The 19,168-nt window shown below is 61.4% G+C and carries 13 protein-coding genes and 3 pseudogenes; 8 read left to right on the top strand and 8 right to left on the bottom strand.

Translation table 11 applies throughout. The features are described from left to right. Nucleotides 1–792: 792 nt before the first annotated feature. The 5 genes and pseudogenes from mnmE to rpmH all read right to left on the bottom strand — a co-directional run bounded on the left by mnmE (nt 793) and on the right by rpmH (nt 4,542). Nucleotides 793–2,159, bottom strand: a pseudogene (mnmE, locus tag ACFQDL_RS11390) (tRNA uridine-5-carboxymethylaminomethyl(34) synthesis GTPase MnmE). 161 nt (nt 2,160–2,320) lie between these two features. Then, entirely contained in the window at nt 2,321–3,988 is a 1,668-nt protein-coding gene (gene yidC / locus ACFQDL_RS11385; RefSeq protein WP_379909118.1) for a membrane protein insertase YidC, read from the bottom strand. 13 nt (nt 3,989–4,001) lie between these two features. Beyond that, entirely contained in the window at nt 4,002–4,196 is a 195-nt protein-coding gene (gene rnpA / locus ACFQDL_RS11380) for a ribonuclease P protein component (RefSeq protein ID WP_379909117.1), read from the bottom strand. Beyond that, the gene (locus ACFQDL_RS11375) at nt 4,193–4,375 is read right to left on the bottom strand and encodes a ribonuclease P protein component (RefSeq protein ID WP_379909116.1); all 183 of its coding nucleotides are present in this window, start codon (nt 4,373–4,375) and stop codon (nt 4,193–4,195) included. Before ACFQDL_RS11375 ends, rnpA begins: the two co-directional genes overlap by 4 nt. Before the next feature lie 32 nt (nt 4,376–4,407). Then, complete coding sequence (gene rpmH / locus ACFQDL_RS11370; RefSeq protein ID WP_087109707.1) at nt 4,408–4,542, bottom strand: 50S ribosomal protein L34; 135 nt, start codon at nt 4,540–4,542, stop codon at nt 4,408–4,410. Between the two features lie 773 nt (nt 4,543–5,315). Between rpmH and dnaA the strand changes: the two genes are divergently transcribed. The 4 genes and pseudogenes from dnaA (at nt 5,316) to gyrB (ending at nt 11,575) form a co-directional block, all read left to right on the top strand. Further along, nucleotides 5,316–6,872: a chromosomal replication initiator protein DnaA gene (gene dnaA, locus ACFQDL_RS11365; RefSeq protein WP_379909115.1), complete on the top strand. Its 1,557-nt coding sequence runs from the start codon at nt 5,316–5,318 to the stop codon at nt 6,870–6,872. A gap of 27 nt (nt 6,873–6,899) precedes the next feature. Then, nucleotides 6,900–8,002 (top strand): annotated as a pseudogene (gene dnaN / locus ACFQDL_RS11360) (DNA polymerase III subunit beta). A gap of 46 nt (nt 8,003–8,048) precedes the next feature. Then, nucleotides 8,049–9,140, top strand: coding sequence for a DNA replication/repair protein RecF (gene recF / locus ACFQDL_RS11355; RefSeq protein WP_379909114.1), 1,092 nt, complete (start codon nt 8,049–8,051; stop codon nt 9,138–9,140). Nucleotides 9,141–9,154: 14 nt separating this feature from the next. After that, nucleotides 9,155–11,575 (top strand): DNA topoisomerase (ATP-hydrolyzing) subunit B, encoded by a 2,421-nt coding sequence (gyrB, locus tag ACFQDL_RS11350; protein WP_379909113.1) that lies wholly within the window; start codon nt 9,155–9,157, stop codon nt 11,573–11,575. A 161-nt stretch (nt 11,576–11,736) separates the two neighbouring features. On the opposite strand, the gene ACFQDL_RS11345 is transcribed toward gyrB, so the two are convergent. Both ACFQDL_RS11345 and ACFQDL_RS11340 read right to left on the bottom strand, forming a co-directional pair. Then, entirely contained in the window at nt 11,737–12,102 is a 366-nt protein-coding gene (locus ACFQDL_RS11345) for a hypothetical protein (RefSeq protein ID WP_379909112.1), read from the bottom strand. Beyond that, nucleotides 12,102–12,482 carry a hypothetical protein gene (locus tag ACFQDL_RS11340; protein WP_379909111.1) on the bottom strand — a complete coding sequence of 127 codons (381 nt, stop codon included), beginning with the start codon at nt 12,480–12,482 and terminating at the stop codon, nt 12,102–12,104. Before ACFQDL_RS11340 ends, ACFQDL_RS11345 begins: the two co-directional genes overlap by 1 nt. 462 nt (nt 12,483–12,944) lie before the next feature. Here ACFQDL_RS11340 and hutH point away from each other — a divergent pair, with 462 nt between their 5' ends. From hutH to ACFQDL_RS11325, 3 genes and pseudogenes are all read left to right on the top strand, one after another. Continuing rightward, nucleotides 12,945–14,477 (top strand): histidine ammonia-lyase, encoded by a 1,533-nt coding sequence (hutH, locus tag ACFQDL_RS11335; protein WP_379909110.1) that lies wholly within the window; start codon nt 12,945–12,947, stop codon nt 14,475–14,477. Between the two features lie 397 nt (nt 14,478–14,874). Then, a pseudogene (locus ACFQDL_RS11330) lies at nt 14,875–16,196 on the top strand (Na+/H+ antiporter family protein). Between the two features lie 199 nt (nt 16,197–16,395). Then, nucleotides 16,396–17,154, top strand: coding sequence for an ISAs1 family transposase (locus tag ACFQDL_RS11325; RefSeq protein WP_379909109.1), 759 nt, complete (start codon nt 16,396–16,398; stop codon nt 17,152–17,154). A 343-nt stretch (nt 17,155–17,497) separates the two neighbouring features. Here the strand turns inward: ACFQDL_RS11325 and ACFQDL_RS11320 are convergent, their stop codons facing one another. Next, nucleotides 17,498–18,358, bottom strand: coding sequence for a DUF808 domain-containing protein (locus ACFQDL_RS11320; protein ID WP_379909108.1), 861 nt, complete (start codon nt 18,356–18,358; stop codon nt 17,498–17,500). A 134-nt stretch (nt 18,359–18,492) separates the two neighbouring features. Between ACFQDL_RS11320 and ACFQDL_RS11315 the strand changes: the two genes are divergently transcribed. Further along, complete coding sequence (locus tag ACFQDL_RS11315; RefSeq protein WP_379909107.1) at nt 18,493–19,137, top strand: dienelactone hydrolase family protein; 645 nt, start codon at nt 18,493–18,495, stop codon at nt 19,135–19,137. Nucleotides 19,138–19,168 lie beyond the last annotated feature (31 nt).

Here is a 19,168-nt window from a genome sequence, read left to right as displayed (position 1 = left end):
GTGACAAACATGGAAAAATACTTATAAAACAGCGAATTACAGAACGGTCTAGGTTGTTCGGAAAGTGCTGTTGACCGGGGTGCAAGCAGGGGACAGTTTGTGGATGAATTGAGCGGTTTTCCCGCATGCAAGTTGTACACAGCTTTGACCCCAGGGCTGTCCATGCTCTATTCACAGCTTTCTTTTTCCACATGACATGTACAGGTCGAGAGCCATGTGTTGGTGGCAAGTCTGTACGCAAGCTGTGGTTAACGAGTGGGAGCCGTACAGCGGAACGGGTCTCACTGCGTCAGGAACGGCTTGTGGGTATCCTGTCTTGACGACGAGAAGGTCGCCTTATAGTGTTGATATATTCTGTAGATAAGGCATATATTTCCTTATAAATTAATAATATATAAAGTTGATAACATGGTTGGATAGCTGTTCCCAGAGGCAGGGATAAGCGGTAGACAACCCCTGCATAAAAGGCCTTCGGCTAGGCTGTGAGTTGTTGTGCGAGATACGGTATGGGCTGTACCGCGGTCGGCCTGTGGTTAACTTGGGTCGGTACAATGCCTGTGGGTAAAAATATTTGTGCACAGCCTGCTTTGGGCTGCAGTCGTTTGATCGACGCATCTTGTACCGACAGGCGCCACGCTTCGCTCCGCTCAGGATCCCCTAACGGGTCGATGCGGAGGCCGGGTAGCGGGAGTATGAAATTCTTGGATGATTCGCGGCGGGGCGCCGCTGCTGTGAGGAGAGATGCTGCAATGGTCGTGGGAGCGGCCAAAGCCGCTTCCCACATTGACGTATCTACTTGCCGATACAGAAGCTCGAGAAGATACGGCCGAGGAGGTCGTCGGAACTGAACTCGCCGGTGATCTCGTTCAGGGCCTGTTGCGCCTGGCGCAGGTCTTCGGCGAGCAGTTCGCCGGCACCGTTGTACTCGAGCTGTTCGCGGCCGGTTTCGAGCAGCCGGTGAGCCCGCTCGAGGGCATCGAGGTGCCGTCTGCGGGCCATGAAACCGCCCTCGGTGGTGCTCTGAAAACCCATGCATTCCTTCAGGTGTTCACGCAACTGCTCTATCCCCTGCCCGTTTTTCGCCGACAGTGAGATAAGTGTGCATTCACCTACCTTCCGGGTGCCAATGGACTCGCCGCTGATATCGGCCTTGTTGCGGATGACCGTGACCTTCGACAGGTCCGGCAGCCGCTCGGCGAAATCGTGCCAGAGCTGGTCCGGGGTCATGGCCTGGGTCTGGGTGCTGTCGGCCATCATCAGGATGCGATCGGCCTTGCGTATCTCCTGCCAGGCGCGATCGATGCCTATACGCTCGACTTCGTCCGGCGCATCGCGCAGACCCGCGGTATCGATGATATGCAGCGGCATGCCATCGATATGGATATGTTCGCGCAGCACGTCGCGGGTGGTGCCGGCGATGTCGGTGACGATTGCGGTTTCGCGCCCGGCCAGCGCGTTGAGCAGGCTCGATTTGCCGGCATTGGGCCGGCCGGCGATGACCACGTTCATGCCCTCGCGCAGCAGGCTGCCCTGGCGCGCTTCGGCCTGAACCGCTTCGAGTCTGCCGAGAATGTCGATCAGGTCGCTCAGCACCTTGCCGTCGGCCAGGAAGTCGATCTCCTCTTCCGGAAAGTCGATTGCGGCCTCGACATAGATGCGCAGCTGAATCAGCGCTTCGACCAGGTCGTGGATGCGGCGGGAGAACTCGCCCTGCAGCGAACGCAGCGCGCACTGGGCGGCCTGGGTGGAGCTGGCGTCGATCAGGTCGGCGATCGCTTCGGCCTGGGCGAGGTCGAGTTTGTCGTTGAGAAAGGCACGTTCCGAGAACTCGCCCGGCCTGGCAAGGCGAGCCCCTAGAGTGAGTGCTCGCTTCAACAGTGTGTCCATAACCACCGGGCCACCATGCCCCTGCAGTTCCAGCACATCCTCGCCGGTAAAGGAGTTGGGGCCGGGAAAGTACAGCGCGATGCCCTGGTCGATCTGCAGGCCCCCTCGTCGAGGAAGGCGCCGTAATGGGCATGGCGCGGTTGCGGTTCGAGGCCGAGGATCGCCCGGACGATCTCCAGGGCGCGGGGGCCGGAGACGCGAATAATGCCGACACCGCCGCGTCCGGGAGGCGTGGCCTGGGCTGCAATGGTGTCCTGGTTGATTAAACTCATAGTGGCAAGTTGAACAGTCGACAGTTAACAGAAACCACGAACGCAGGGTGCCGGTAAGCGAAGCGCACCGCATCGCGAACTCATCGCGAATTCAATGTGGTGAGGTGCGCGTTGCTCACCAGCACCCTACATGAAAAAGGCTCCCGAAGGAGCCTTGTTCTTTAGCCGGCCTTGGCTTCCGCCGTGCCGCCTTCGATCTGCTTGTTGATTATATACTGCTGTGCGATCGACAGGATGTTGTTGACCACCCAGTACAGCGTCAGACCGGCCGGGAACCAGAGGAAGAAGAAGGTGAAGACGATCGGCAGCATCTTCATGATCTTCGCCTGCATGGGATCCGGCGGCGCGGGGTTCAGCGACTGCTGGATGAACATGCTCACGCCCATCAGGATCGGCAGGATGAAGTACGGATCCTTGACCGAAAGGTCGGCCAGGTAGAGGAAGTCGGCCTGACGCAGCTCGACGGATTCCATCAGTACCCAGTAGAGGGCGATGAAGATCGGCATTTGGGCCAGGATCGGCAGGCAGCCACCCAGCGGGTTGATCTTCTCCTTCTGGTACAGCTTCATCATCTCCTGGGACATCTTCTGGCGGTCGTCGCCATAGAGTTCCTTCATGCGCTGCATTTCAGGGCCGAACTTGCGCATCTTGGCCATCGACTTGAAGGCCTTGGCGTTGAGCTGGAACAGTGCCGCCTTCACCAGTATGGTAATGCCGATGATCGACAGGCCCCAGTTGCCGAGGACGCTGTGAATCCAGGTCAGCAGCATGTGCAGCGGCGAGGCGATCCACCAGAGCCAGCCGTAGTCGACGGTCAGTTGCAGGTCTTCATGGGCCGCGGCCAGCTGCTCCTGGTCCTTGGGACCGGCGAAAAAGGTGGCCGAAACGGTCTGCTGCTGGCCGGGCTGCACCGTCAGGGTCGGTGAAATGAAGCCGGCGATGTAGTTGCCGTTCAGCTTGCGGGTGCTGTAGGTGTACTCGGCACCGGGCGCCGGGATCCAGGCACTGACGAAGTAGTGCTGCACCATCGCCACCCAGCCATCCGGCGAGCTCTGCTTGAAGTTGCCGTCGTCGATATCATCGAAGTCGACCTTCTGGTAGTTGTTCTCTTCGGTGGAGAAGATCGCGCCGAGGTAGGACTGCATGCCCATATCGGTGGTGGCGGCCGGGTCTGCACTGCCGTCGCGCTTGATCTGACCGAACAGGTTGGCGGTCCAGCTCTGCTGGCCCTGGTTGTCGAGAATGTAGTCCAGGCCGACCTGATAGGAGCCGCGGGTGAAGCTGAAGCGCTTGGTCACCTTGACGCCGTTAGGGTCGGTATAGCTCAGGTCGACATTGAGGCTGTCCTGGTCGCCGAGGCTGAATTCGGAGGCTTCGACACTGTAGGTCGGGCGGCCGCTCTCGGCGGCATCCGGTCCATTGGGGCCGACCAGGCCGCTCTGGGCGACATAGGTGCGGTTACTGTTCTGCTCCAGCAGCACGAAGGCCTGTTCGGAGTCGATAGTGGCCTTGTACTGCGGCAACGCCACCTGGATGATGTCGCCGCCCTTGGTGTCGATCAGCACGTCCAGTACATCGGTCCTGACGCTGACGAGCTGGGACCGGGTGGCATTGGCTGTGGTGTCGGCCGGAACGTCGGCGCTGGGTTCGGCGCTGGCGGCGTCAGTGGCCGCGGGCACTTCGCTGCCATTCTGGGAGCTGTAGGCCGATACGGAGGTCTGGGATTCCGGGGCCGGAGCCTTGGTGCCGTAATCTTGGTTCCACTGCAGTACCAGCACGTAGGAGATCAATGCTAGGGCAGCAAACAGTATGACTCGCTTTACATCCATGGCGTCAGGATCACTATCTTTGCGGGTTAGCTTTCTTTGCCTTGTGTTTCAGCCGCGACCAGCACTTGTTCATAAGCTGATGCAATTCTTCAGGCTCGAGTTCGTCCAGGCCCTTGCGTGCCAGTATGACGAGGTCGACCGGGGGAAGCTTGTGCTGATTGAGGCGAAAGGATTCGCGAATGATACGTCGAATGCGGTTGCGTTTCACGGCTCGACGTACATTTTTTTGGAGATGACAAAGCCGATCCGGGGGTGATCGAGCTCGTTGAAGCGGGCAAGAATCAGTATGGGCTGATCCGGAACCTTCAGTGAGACCTTGTCGAAGACACGTTTGAAACCCTCACCAGTCAGAATTCTGAGCTGGCGAGGGTATTCGAATCCGGTCATCCACTGCTACCAGACCAAAAGCGTCGAGTGCATTAAGCACTCAGACGCTTGCGGCCTTTAGCGCGACGACGGTTCAGTACGGCGCGACCGTTTTTGGTGGCCATGCGGGCACGGAAACCGTGGGTACGCTTACGCTTCAGTACGCTGGGTTGAAAAGTTCTTTTCATAGCTTCAGTCCTACTCACTCAGCCCTCGCTAACACCAGGGGCTGTTGACGTTTACGGGTGTCTCCTGTTGTTCTGCAAAAGTCCTCAGACAATGAAGCGAATGCCGCTCAGGGTGGTTCCCTTAGCCAGTTCGCTGAAGCCGTATGAGGCCTTTTGCAGATCAACCCTGAAGGGCCGGGGCTGTTTTCGCACAATACGGTGTTGCTCGTCGCTTATTTGGAGCTACCAAACTGCGCAACTCGCGCCTTGTCTTGTGTGAAAACAGTCCCGGCAGGACATACTCGCAAACGTCAACAGCCCCTTGGGGCTGTCAGGCGGCTGAAAATCCAAGGGGTGAAAATTAGACGCGGCACTATAGCGGAATACTGATTAGTCCGCAATCGGTTATTTGCTTTCGTTGGAGTGAAAATGTGCGACGTCCTGGGCGTTGTGACGGCCCGGGATGGGGGGCTGGGGATGATCCGGGTATTTGCGGCGGGTTTTGCACAATTATGTTGATAAGCACTAATAAGGCAAATAAAACAACAATATAAACTGTTTATAATGTGTTACATAAGCTGTCATTAAGCTGCGCTCAACCCGGTTTTGCACGGCGGTCGACCCGACCCGGGCCCGATCGGGCCGGGTTGGCGTTGATAACTCTGGCAATCAAGGCCGGATCCCGGGGCACGGTAAATAAGTTTTAGAACACTGTGGATAAGTGCTTTTCAACCCGCTAGAATCAGCCGCTATACGTTGTCAGTACGGCCAGCCGAAGCCCCACAGGAGTACCGATGTCCACCGAGCTATGGGAACAATGCTTGAGAAGCCTGCAGGAGGAGTTCCCGGCTCAGCAGTACAATACTTGGATCCGTCCGCTGCGCGCCGAAGGCGGCAGCGAGGGCATGCTGGTGTTGCTGGCCCCCAACCGTTTCGTACGCGACTGGGTCAATGACCGTTTCCTCAGTCGCATCCGTCAGGTGGTCTGTGAAGTCACCGGCGATATCAGCGCCGATGTGCGGCTCGAAGTCGCGCAGCATGGCGGCGGCGCCCTGCGCTCCCCTGCCCGGCCGGCGATGGCGCCGTTGCGCAGCCGGCCCGTGGCGCCGCCGCGGGATCCGCGCCCGGCCCCGCCGCATCAGTCGATGGCACCGGCCTACGAGACCGCGCCTCAGCAGGCCTATATGAATGGAGGCGCCGTGGCGCCGGAGCCCGAGTCGCTGCGTCCCGAGCCCCAGCTGGAGCTCGATATGGCGCCGCCGGAGCCGGCGTTTGCACCGATCAGCCCGCGCCACGAACGGCAGGTCGAGGTCGAAGGCGGCGTCAAGCACCAGTCGAACCTCAATCCGTCCTTCACCTTCGAGTCTTTTGTTCAGGGCAAGTCCAACCAGCTGGCGCTGGCGGCGGCGCAGCAGGTGGCGGACAATCCCGGCGGCTCCTACAACCCTCTGTTTATATACGGTGGTGTCGGCCTCGGTAAGACCCACCTGATGCACGCGGTGGGAACCGAGATGCTCAAGCGCAACCCCAATGCGCGCATCGTCTACCTGCACTCCGAGCGTTTTGTCGCCGACATGGTCAAGGCGCTGCAACTCAATGCCATCAACGACTTCAAGCGCTATTACCGTTCGGTCGATGCGCTGCTGATCGACGACATCCAGTTCTTCGCCGGCAAGGAGCGCTCCCAGGAAGAGTTTTTCCACACCTTCAACGCGCTGCTCGAGGGCGGTCAGCAGATGATCCTGACCAGCGACCGTTATCCGAAGGAGATCAACGGTGTCGAGGAGCGGCTCAAGTCCCGTTTCGGCTGGGGCCTCACGGTGGCGATCGAGCCGCCGGAGCTCGAGACCCGGGTTGCCATCGTGATGAAGAAGGCCGAAGAGGCGAAGATCGTGCTGCCGGACGATGCCGCCTTCTTCCTGGCACAGAAGATCCGTTCCAACGTGCGCGAGCTCGAGGGTGCACTGAAACGCGTCATTGCCAATGCCCATTTCACGGGCAGCGCGATTACCACTCCCTTTATCAAGGAGTCGCTGAAAGACCTGCTGGCGTTACAGGACAAACAGGTTAGTATTGATAACATTCAGCGGGTTGTCGCCGATTATTACAAGATCAAAGTGTCCGATTTGCTATCCAAGCGCCGCAGCCGTTCGATTGCGCGGCCGCGCCAGGTCGCGATGAGCCTGTCGAAGGAGCTGACCAATCACAGCCTGCCGGAGATCGGCAATGCATTTGGGGGTCGCGATCATACTACCGTGTTGCATGCCTGTCGTAAGATCAAGGAGCTGCGGGAGAGTGATACGGACATCAGAGAGGATTATCAGAATCTGCTGCGTCACCTGACGGCGTAGTATCGGATCGTAACAAGGTAGATCGCCATGAGATTCGTCATATCGCGCGAAGCGTTAATCAAACCCCTGCAGCTGGTAGCCGGTGTCGTTGAGCGTCGTCAGACCCTGCCGGTGCTGTCCAACATTCTGCTGGTGGCCGAGGGCGACCAGCTGTCCATGACCGGGACCGACCTGGAAGTCGAACTGGTGGGTCGGGTGACGCTCGACGAGCCGGCCGAGGCGGGATCGGTCACGGTACCGGCGCGCAAGCTGATGGATATCTGCAAGTCGCTGTCGGACGACTCCCTGATCGAGCTGACACTGACCGGTCAGAAGATGGTGATCAAGTCCGGCCGCAGCCGTTTCAGCCTGTCGACGCTGCCGGCGGCCGAGTTCCCCAACGTCGAGGACAGCCCCAGGCGCTGGAGCTTGCGTTGACCCAGGGCGGGTTGCGTCACCTGATTGACCAAACCGGTTTTTCGATGGCGCAGCAGGACGTGCGCTATTACCTCAACGGCATGTTGCTGGAGGTCGACAGCGGTCAGCTGCGGGCGGTCTCGACCGACGGCCACCGTCTGGCGACCTGCATCGCCGAGGTGCAGGCCGATAACGGCACGCATCACCAGATCATCGTGCCGCGCAAGGGGATCCTGGAGCTGGCCCGCCTGTTGCAGAACGGCGAGGACTCGGTGCGGCTGGTGGTCGGCGCCAACCATATCCGCGCCCATGTCGGCGACTTCATCTTCACCTCCAAGCTGGTCGACGGTAAATTCCCGGATTATCAGCGCGTGATTCCACGCAACGGCAACAAGTACATGATCGGCGACCGCCAGGAGCTGCGCCAGGTGCTGAGCCGTATCGCCATCCTGTCGAACGAGAAGTATCGCGGCGTCCGCCTGTCGCTGACCAATGGCGCGCTGCAGGTGATGGCCAACAACCCGGAACAGGAAGAGGCGGAAGAAACCGTCGCGGTGGACTACGAGGGCGATTCGCTGGAGATCGGCTTCAACGTCAACTACCTGCTCGACAGCCTGTCGATCCTGAACTCCGAGCAGGTGCGCTTCACCCTGTCCGATGCCAACAGCAGCGCCTTGATCGAAGGGGTCGACGAAAGCGACAGTCTCTATGTCGTGATGCCGATGCGGATGTGATCCGCGGCGCCGATACGGCCGGGCACGCCCGGCCGAAGCCATTTCTATGCCGATAAAGAGCCTGCATATCCAGCATATCCGTAATGTGGCGGACGTGCGCCTCGACCCCTCGCCCCGCATCAATATCATTCACGGTGACAACGGCAGCGGCAAGACCAGCCTGCTGGAGGGCATCCACTTTCTCGGTCTGACCCGTTCCTTCCGTACCACCCAGATCCGCCATCTGGTGCAGAGTGGCCAGGATGCCTGCCTGGTATTCGCCCAGGTCCAGGCCCTGCCCGGTGCGCCGGCGCTGCCGCTGGGTGTCGAGCGCCGGCTCGACGGCGAAGTGCGGGTACGTCATGCCGGCCAGTCGATCGAGCTCTCCGAGCTGGCGCAGCTGCTGCCGCTGCAGGTGATCGATTCCGATACCTTTCTGTTGCTCGAGGGCAGTCCGTCGATCCGGCGCCAGTTCATCGACTGGGGCGTGTTTCATTCCGACCGCAGCTTCATCCAGCTCTGGCGCGGCTTCCGGCGTGTACTGAAACAACGAAACTCGCTGCTGAAGTGTGGTAAAATCGACCCTCGGCTCAGGCGCATCTGGGATCAGGAATTTGTCGCCTATGCCGAGCAGATGACGCAGCTGCGCGAGCAGTATATCGAGCTGCTGAAACCCGATTTCGAAGCCACACTCGGCCGCCTGCTCGGTGGTGTGGCGGTGGAGCTGAGGTTCAGTCCGGGCTGGGATCGCAAGACCCCGCTGGATCAGTTGCTGGAAGAGGGACTGGCGCGCGATCTGAAACAGGGCTTCACCGGCGCCGGCCCCCAGCGGGCGGACCTGCGAGTGCGGGCGGATGGCCACAACGCCGCCGAGCGTCTGTCACGCGGGCAGAAGAAGCTGGTGGTCAGCGCCCTCAAGCTGGCCCAGGGCGCCCTGTTCTATCGCCTGAACAACCGTCCCTGCATATACCTGATCGACGACTTGCCGTCGGAGCTGGATGAACAGCATTGCCGGCTGTTCTGCCAGTTTTTGGAGGAAACCTCCAACCAGTGTTTTATTACCTGTGTCGACCCCGCCGCACTTGACGGGATCTGGCTGCCCCAGACCGATGTCAGCCGTTTTCGGGTTGATGCAGGGAAGCTGTCGCACGCTGATTGAGTTAGGAGATGATGATGAGCGACGAAAACCAGAGCTATAACTCCTCGAGCATCAAGGTCCTCAAGGGACTCGATGCCGTGCGCAAGCGACCCGGCATGTATATCGGGGACACCGATGACGGTACCGGCCTGCACCACATGGTGTTCGAGCTGGTCGACAACTCGATCGACGAAGCCCTGGCCGGACACTGCTCCGAGATCAAGGTCGTGATCCACCCGGACGAGAGTGTCAGCGTCAGCGACAACGGCCGCGGCATTCCGACCGACATGCACGAAGAGGAAGGCGTGTCGGCGGCCGAGGTCATCATGACCGTGTTGCATGCCGGCGGCAAGTTCGACGACAACAGCTACAAGGTATCCGGCGGCCTGCATGGCGTCGGGGTCTCGGTGGTCAATGCCCTCTCCAGCGAGCTGAAGCTGACCATCCGCCGTGCCGGCCAGGTCCACGAGCAGATCTATCATCACGGCGTGCCGGACGAGCCGCTGAAGGTGGTCGGCGAAACCGGCAGCAGCGGCACCAGCGTACGCTTCAAGCCGTCGCCCGAAACCTTCACCCATATCGCCTTCCAGTACGATATTCTGGCCAAGCGTCTGCGCGAGCTGTCGTTCCTCAACTCGGGTGTGCGCATCGTGCTGCGCGACGAGCGCAGCGGCCGCGAGGACGTCTACGAATACGAAGGTGGCCTCAGCGCCTTCGTCGAGTTCCTGAACCACAACAAAAGCGTGGTCAACAAGGTCTTCCATTTCAACGCCATGCACGAGAACGGCGTCGGCGTCGAGGTGGCGCTGCAGTGGAACGACAGCTTCCAGGAAAGCCTGCACTGCTTTACCAACAACATTCCGCAGCGCGACGGCGGTACCCACCTGTCCGGTTTCCGTACTGCCCTGACCCGTTGCCTGAACAACTACATCGAGTCCGAAAGCCTCAACAAGGGCAGCAAGATCGCCACCACCGGCGACGACTGCCGCGAAGGCCTGACGGCGATCATCTCGGTCAAGGTGCCGGATCCGAAGTTTTCGTCCCAGACCAAGGACAAGCTGGTGTCGTCCGAGGTGAAAACCGCGGTCGAACAGATGATGGGCCAGCAGTTCGCCGACTTCCTGCAGGAAAGCCCGCAGGAAGCCAAGGCCGTGGTGTCGAAGATGATCGATGCGGCCCGCGCCCGCGAGGCGGCGCGCAAGGCCCGCGAGATGACCCGCCGCAAGGGCGTTCTAGATGTCGCCGGCCTGCCCGGCAAACTGGCGGACTGCCAGCAGAAGGACCCGGCGCTGTCAGAACTCTACCTGGTGGAGGGTGATTCCGCGGGCGGTTCCGCCAAGCAGGGGCGTGATCGTCGCAACCAGGCGATCCTGCCGCTCAAGGGCAAGATCCTCAACGTCGAGAAGGCGCGCTTCGACAAGATGCTGTCGTCGGCCGAGGTCGGCACCCTGATCACAGCGCTGGGCTGCGGCATCGGACGCGAGGAATTCAATCCGGACAAGCTGCGATACCACCACATCATCATCATGACCGATGCGGACGTCGACGGCTCCCATATCCGCACCCTGCTGCTGACCTTCTTTTTCCGCCAGATGCCGGAACTGATCGAGCGCGGCCATATCTACATCGCCCAGCCGCCGCTGTACAAGATCAAGAAAGGCAAGCAGGAGCAGTATCTCAAGGACGACGACGCCCTGGAGAACTACCTGCTGCAGGGCGCGCTCGACGGCACCAGCTTCCATGTCAACGAGGAAGCCCCGCCGCTGAGCGGCGCGTCACTCGAGACCCTGGTCAACGAGTACCGCACCGTCGACAAGCTGATCAATCGCCTGAGCATGCTCTACCCGGTGCATATCCTCAAGCAGATGCTGTACATGCCGCGCCTCGAAGTGGCCCAGCTGAAGGATCGTGCCGCCGTTGAACAGTGGAGCCAGCAGCTTTGCACGCAGCTGGGGCAGCTGGCGGTGGGCAACGAGAAGTACCTGTGCGAGATCGTCGAGGATCGCGAACACAGCCAGTTCCTGCCGGAAGTGAATCACCTGCTGCACGGTGTCGAGAACTACTACCGCTTCAGCGAGGACTTCTTCGCCTCGCGGGACTACCTGGCCATCACCACCCTCGGCGAGAAGCTGGTGTCTCTGCTCGAGGAAGGTGCCTACATGAAGCGCGGGGAACGGGTACGGCCGATCTCGAACTTCGAGGAGGCCATGGGCTGGCTGCTCGATCAGTCCCGTCGCGGCTACTACATCCAGCGCTACAAGGGTCTCGGCGAGATGAACCCGGAGCAGTTGTGGGAGACCACGATGGACCCGGATTCGCGCCGCATGCTGCAGGTCACCGTTGACGATGCGATCGCCGCCGATCAGCTGTTCACGACGTTAATGGGCGACGACGTCGAGCCGCGCCGCAACTTTATCGAGTCGAATGCCCTGCGGGTGTCGAACCTCGACGTCTGATCCGGTTCCTGCCGTATCGCAAAACGCACAAAGCAGCCTTCGGGCTGCTTTGTGCGTTTTTATCGCAGTCGATACGCGCCTTCCGGGACCCGCCGCCACAGCCAAACATACCCGTCGCCATACCCAACCGTGGTCTGGAATGAGCCTGCGAATTCCGGGGTTCAGGTTCCGCTGTTCGTATTCCCTGTTCCAGGTTCCGGAATCCGCAGCAGCTGTCTAACGTTCGAGGCCCAGTCCTCGGGAACGGGCCTGGACCGGCAGATGGCATCGAGCAGCCGCTCCAGTTTCGCGCCGGTTCCGCCACTCAGGGTCGCTGCCTTGCGCAGACGGTCGAGCAGCGGCGAGCGCATATGGACCCAGTCGATCGACGCCAGGTTGGAGCTGTCGTCGATCGGCACAGAGGGCACCCCGGCGCCGAGGCGGTCGACGCGGGACCGGCGAATGCACAGCAGCGGCCCCCGCGGTGCAATCCGGTCTATGGCCAGCGGGCGTATCAGGGCGGTGCCTGTCACCGGGCTGGTGTTCATCAATCCCATATGCAGCGAATAGGTGTGATCCTCCACCAGGCTGGCGCGCAGTTCGGGGGTTGTTCATCCTGCAGGTCGACGAGTTCACCCTCGCTGATGGCGCCCCGCGCCAGATAGCCTTCGGCTGCCAGGTGCTGCATGATGGCCACGGCGATGCAGGCGCAGCGCTCCAGCGACTCTTCATGAAGCTCGCTGGTCACCAGGAAGCCGTCGCCGCACTGCAGCACGAACAGCTGGTTGGGATGCCCGGGGCAGCCGTAGCGACCCATGCGAAAAATGGCCTGCATCAGCTGTTCGACCGACGCCAGCACTTCGGCCTCCGGTTCGCAGGCGGCATTGAAGCCTTCAATGGCGAGATAGAACGACCATCGATCCGACACGGCAACATCCCCCGTATCCGTTGTGAACAGCAGGCAACAGCATAGCTGCGCCCTGATTGACCCATACTTGTGAGACAACGCAAGCGTCGCAATGTCACAGTTTCCAGGACAGAGGACTTTCTGGTGCGGCGGCTGTCGTGGCGGCAAGATTAGCCACGCTAATGACTATACAAATACTTGAATCCGCGCTGCAGCCGGTCGCGAAAGGTGCCGGGAGCGCGGTTACAGGGGCGGATGTTTTGATGTAAGTACAAGTAAATAAAGGATTAATATTCTTGTTTTTGGTTTTTTGGGAGGCCCTGACAAAGTAATGCCGCGACGCCATCCCGCCTTTTGTGCGAGCCCGGCAGGTTTCGGTTATTGCGATGATCCCGCATTGTAATATATAGGTATATACAAATTGGGCGACAACGGGTTCCGTTGTTCACAGCCAGTTCCACCCTAGTCTTGCAGGAGTCAGAGATGCACACACTTACCATTCAGCCGGGCCAGATGACCCTAGCGGATCTTCGTACCGTCAACCTGGCGCCTGTTCAGCTGGCGCTTGACCCGACCAGCCATGAGGCGATCCACGCCAGCGCCGCGGCGGTCGCCCGCGTCATCCAGCAGAACCGTGTCGTCTACGGCATCAACACCGGTTTCGGCCTGCTGGCCAATACCCGTATCGCCCCGCAGGACCTCGAGCTGCTGCAGCGCAGTATCGTGCTGTCCCATGCGGCCGGCATCGGCGCGCTGATGTCCGAATCGACCGTGCGGCTGATGATGACGCTCAAGATCAACTCCCTCGCCCGCGGCTATTCCGGTATCCGTCTGGAGGTCATCGAGGCGCTGATCAGGCTGGTCAACGCCGAGGTCTATCCCTGCGTCCCGCAGAAGGGCTCGGTCGGCGCATCCGGTGATCTGGCGCCACTGGCCCATATGAGCACGGTCTTGCTCGGCGAAGGCGAAGTGACCTACCGCGGTGAGCGGCTGTCCGGGGCCGAAGGCCTGCGTATCGCCGGTCTCGAGCCGATTACCCTGGCGCCCAAGGAGGGGCTTGCGCTGCTCAATGGCACCCAGGCATCCACGGCCTTTGCGTTGCAGGGCCTGTTTGCGGCCGAGGATCTCTTCGCTGCGGCGGTCGTGGCCGGCGCCTCTTCGGTCGAGGCGGCGCTGGGCAGCCGTCGTCCCTTCGACCCGCGCGTTCACGAGGTCCGTGGTCAGCAGGGACAGATCGATGCCGCAGCGGCTTACCGTCACCTGCTGGGTGACAGCTCCGAGATCGGTGCGTCGCACCAGGGCTGTGAAAAGGTCCAGGACCCCTACTCGCTGCGTTGCCAGCCGCAGGTCATGGGCGCCTGCCTGCAGCAGATCCGCCAGGCCGCCGCAGTGCTGCTGGCCGAAGCCAATTCGGTATCCGACAACCCGCTGGTATTCACCGAGACCGACGACTTTATCTCGGCCGGCAATTTCCACGCCGAGCCGGTGGCGATGGCGGCCGACAATCTGGCACTGGCGATCGCCGAGATCGGCTCGCTGTCGGAGCGCCGCATGGCCCTGCTGATCGATTCGAACCTGAGCAAGCTGCCGCCCTTCCTGGTCGAAAACGGCGGCGTCAATTCCGGCTTCATGATCGCCCAGGTGACCGGCGCCGCCCTGGCGTCCGAGAACAAGACCCTGGCCCACCCGGCGTCGGTCGACAGTCTGCCGACCTCGGCTAACCAGGAGGACCATGTCTCGATGGCGACCTTTGCCGGCCGCCGCCTCAAGGACATGGGTGACAATACCGCCGGTATCCTCGCGGTGGAATACCTGGCGGCCTGTCAGGGACTCGATTTTCGCGCACCGCTCAAGGCAGCCGAGCTGATCGAAGCGGCCAAGGCAGACCTGCGCAGCCGGGTACCCTTCTACGACAAGGACCGCTACTTCTCGCCGGATATCGAGAATGCTCGCGATCTGATTCAGGGCGGCGTGCTCAACCGCTATATGCCGGCTGACCTGCTGCCCAGTCACTGAGTCCGACGCTCGACGAATTGTCCGCATCCGGAGCCCGACTCCGGGTGCGGCATGGGTTCCGCCCGCGGACGGCGGAACGGAACAAGGACGCCACCCGGAAATTCCGGGGCTCATCAGGGCCCGGCTTCGGCATCGGAGTTGCATCGCGGCGCGGATCTCTGCACCCTTGCGCGCCTGTGGTACACAGGTGCGCGGCCGGCTGATGAATACTTCCCGGGCCTTCGGGTGGCACCGGATAAGACCTGTGGATCCATAACTATAACGAGGACTGCATCTTGAACCATGAACTCTCTTCCCCCGCTGTCTCGGAGCAGGGGTGTCCCGCGTCGTTATCGCCCTGTTCGCGGCGATATCAGGCTATGTGGTGTATCGCATGATCGATCCGGTCGGCTTCGGCATGAATGCGGTACTGGTCAGCGTACTGGCGATGCTGCTGCTCAGCCTGGTAAGGGTGAATGTCGTGATCTCCCTGATTACGGCCTCACTGCTTGGTGGTGTCATCGGCGGGCTGTCGATGGAAAAGACCGTCTCGTCCTTCAACGAAGGACTTAGTGGCGGTGCCCAGATCGCGCTGAGTTATGCGATGCTGGGCGCCTTTGCCGTGGCGATCTCGAAGTCCGGCATACCCCACATGCTGGCGGACAGGATCGCCAGGATGCTGGGCAAGAGCGACAATGACAGGCGCGTCGGGCAGATTCGCTATGGCCTTATCGGCATGATCCTGGTCTTCGCCTGTTCATCGCAGAACATTATCCCGATCCATATCGCCTTTATTCCGCTGCTCGTCCCGCCGCTGCTGTTCGTGATGGCGAAGCTGCGCATGGACCGCCGGCTGGTCGCCTGTGTGCTGACATTCGGACTGGTCACGCCCTATATGCTGCTGCCGGTGGGTTTCGGCTCGATCTTCCTCAACGATATACTGCTGGCCAATATCGGCAAGAGTGGCCTCGACACCAGTGGCATCGACCCGTTCTCGGCGATGCTGATCCCGGGGCTGGGCATGATCACGGGGCTGCTGGTGGCGATCTTCATCAGCTACCGGGGCAGGCGCGACTACGACATGGATCGTATCGCCCGTACCGAAAGCACCAGTGCGCCCTACTCTGCGAAGACGATGCTGGTGGCGGTCGGGGCTATTCTGGCGGCTTTCCTGGTTCAGCTGCAAACGGACTCGATGGTACTGGGCGGCCTGATCGGTTTCCTGATCTTCTCGCTGTCCGGTGTGCTGAAATGGAGCGAAGGCGATGATGCCTTCACCGAAGGCATGAAGATGCTGGCAATGGTCGGCTTCATCATGATTGCGGCGAGTGGCTTTGCCCAGGTGCTGCGCGACACCGGCCATATCGGGACGCTGGTCAGCGCGTCGGCGCAGATCATGGGGGGCAGCAAGCCGATGGCGGCCTTTGCGATGCTGTTCGTCGGCCTGCTGATTACGCTGGGTATTGGCTCGTCTTTCTCGACCATTCCGATCATCGCGGCGATCTATGTGCCCTGGCGATGCAGCTGGGATTCTCGCCGGTGGCGATCGTCGCCCTGGTGGGCACCGCCGCTGCGCTCGGCGATGCCGGTTCTCCGGCATCGGATTCGACCCTGGGCCCGACCGCCGGTCTCAATATCGACGGTCAGCATAATCACATCTGGGACACCGTCGTCCCGACCTTCCTGCACTACAACCTGCCGCTGCTGCTGTTCGGCTGGGTTGCCGCCATCACGCTCTGAGACCAGGGCAATCGCACTATCACGAGGCGATGACAAGATCGTCAGGGTCGATGTGGTCGGGCCTGTCTGACACGCCGTGAGGGCTCGGCTGCCGCCGTCCTGGCGGCAGACGGTCAGCCAGACCCGACCACATCAGCCTCGGAGAGCCCGGTGCCGGTGCGAAAACGGCTTAGTTCCGGCATTTGCAGAAACCGTTGCCATGCTGCCGAACCCCAAGCCTTTCTTCGAATCCCTCCCCGATCCGCGCCGGACCACGCAAAACAAGCTGCATGGGCTGTCGGACATCCTCGGTATCGCCCTTTGTGCAACACTCTCCGGCATGGATGACTGGGAAGCCGTGGCAGAATTTGGCCGTGCCAAGGAGGACTGGTTGCGACAATTCTTGCCGCTGCCCAACGGCACCCCCTCCCACGACACCTTCGGGCGCGTCTTTTCCCTGATCGACCCGGAGGCGTTCGAGGCGGCGTTTTTCGATTGGGCCGCCCATGCCCGAATCGGCGGCGACAGGCTGGATCAACTGGCACTGGACGGCAAAACCGTCCGCCGCTCCCACCGTGGTTCAGCGGCTCGTGCACTGCACCTGCTTCATGCCTGGTCCTGTGAGGCTCGCCTGTTGGTGGCTCAACGCCGGGTGGACGCGAAGGCGAACGAGATCACGGCCCTGCCCGAGATCCTGTCCTTGTTCGACCTGGACGGCGTCACGGTGACGATCGACGCTATCGGCTGTCAGAAAACGGTGGCCCGGCAGATCACCGAGGGCGGTGGCGACTATGTGCTGGCCCTCATCCGGCGCTTCGCCCTGAACCTCCTGCGCCAGGCCAAGGGCTCCAAACCCGGGGTCAAGAATAAGCGGCTGCGTACTGCCTATGACGACGCCTTCCGGGCCTCGGTGCTGCAGCTGACGCCGCGAGTGCACGGATGGTTCTCGCCGCCGGCTTGCCTGGCCATTGTCGGGTAGCGAACCGGGTTCGGTGCGTCTGTCGGTTGGCACCGCGTTGTCGAGGGGTGGGGGTACCGCTTCAGGGCGACCGTCTGCCGCCAGGGAGGGCGGCAGCCGAGCGGTCAGGGACGACGTAAAGCGTGTCGCCCGGAAACGGTACCGCCGGCCCGGACTGGCACTCACGGTCGTCAGGTAGTGCGATTGCCCTGGCTCTGAGACTCGATGCAGACCGCGGGCCGTCGAGGCCTGCGGTCCTTGCCCTGTTCCACGTGGAACTATGCCGGTCTGCGAAACAGCCGGCCGGCGAGTTCAGCTACGCCCAGCAGCACAGCACCGGCCAGAATGCCGATCAGCGCATTGCTCACCGGAGCCAGGACCCAGGCAAGCGCATGGCCGAGTGAAGTCGCCTGTGCAAGCTGGTCGGCGACCTGATGCTGCCAGTGTTCGGCACCGGGCAGGCCATGTACCAAGATGCCACCCCCACCAGAAACATCGCCGCGGTGCCGACCACCGACAGCATTTTCATCAGCCACGGCGCCCCCTTGAGCAGCAGTTTCCCGAACGCCCGGCCGGGGCCATGGAGGGGGCTGCCTTCGTCGCGGCCGATCAGAAACAATCCCGCGTCATCGAGCTTGACGATACCTCCGACAAGGCTGTACACCGCAATCGTCATGCATAGCGCTATAGTACTGACGACCGCCACCTGGGTGGTGAAGCTGGCTCCACCGACGATGCCGAGCGCGATGACGATGATCTCGGCCGACAGAATGAAGTCGGTGCGTATGGCGCCCCGAATCTTGTTCCGCTCGAAGGCCACCAGGTCGATGGAGGGGTCGGCGAGCGCCTCAAGCTTCTCGCGGTGCTCCTGCTGCTGCTCCCGGGCGCCGTGCAGCCAGCGGTGCGCCAGCTTCTCGAATCCCTCGTAACAGAGATAGGCTCCGCCGAGCATCAGCATCGGCAAAATCAGCCAGGGCGCAATCGCGCTGATCAGCAGTGCCGCCGGTACCAGAATCAGTTTGTTGAGCAGCGAGCCCTTGGCCACTGCCCAGACAACCGGCAGCTCGCGATCGGCCCGGACGCCTGTCACCTGCTCGGCATTCAGCGCCAGGTCGTCACCGAGCACGCCGGCGGTTTTCTTCGCGGCAACCTTGGTCATCACGGAAATGTCATCGAGCACTGTCGCGATATCGTCGAGCAGTGCCAGCAGACTGGTACCGGCCATCGGGTCCTCCTTGTGAAATGTCCGTTGACCCGGTCGATCATACGACAGAGCCTATGACCGCGATAGCGCCCGTCACTGAGCTAAGCTTGTGGAGGAAGACGAACATCCTCTATCGGTTTGTCTGGAGGGCGATGATGACCACCGATATTCCTGCTGCGGCGGAAGTGGAACTGTTCTTCGGAGCGTCCCGTCATCCGGGTTTGCTCGGCCTGCCGGACGATTGTTGCCGCCTGGTGCTTTTTGCCCATGGCAGCGGCAGCAGCCGCTTGAGTCGACGCAACAATTACGTCGCGGAAAGTCTGCGCGAACGGGGCATCGGTACCCTGCTGTTCGACTTGCTGACCGAAGAGGAAGACCGGGTCTATGCCCGGCGATTCGATATCGAGCTGCTCACCGAGCGGCTGCTGGCGGCAACGGCCTGGGTGGATGACCAGCCGGAGTTCAGGGCTATGGCGATCGGCTACTTCGGTGCCAGCACCGGCGCGGCGGCCGCACTGAAAGCGGCGGCCCGGCTGCCGGAACGGGTCGGAGCCGTCGTTTCGAGGGGGCGGCCGGACCTCGCAGGCGATGCTCTCGCCTTCGTCAGAGCGCCCACATTGCTGATCGTCGGTGGCAATGACGAAGCCGTGCTGGAGCTGAACGAGCAGGCTTACGCCGTTCTGGGGGCGGTGCGGGAGCTGAGCATCGTACCGGGCGCCACCCACCTGTTCGAGGAGACCGGCGCTCTGGAGCAGGTGGCCGAGCTGGCCGCCGACTGGTTCTGTAGTCACCTGGCTTGACGAAGCGATTGGGGGCAGGAGGTTTTCCGCC

Origin of the sequence: Marinobacterium aestuariivivens, from assembly GCF_042661465.1 — a bacterium.
GTDB classification, from domain to species: domain Bacteria; phylum Pseudomonadota; class Gammaproteobacteria; order Pseudomonadales; family Balneatricaceae; genus Marinobacterium_A; species Marinobacterium_A aestuariivivens.
This window is presented reverse-complemented; position numbering and strand designations above follow the sequence as displayed.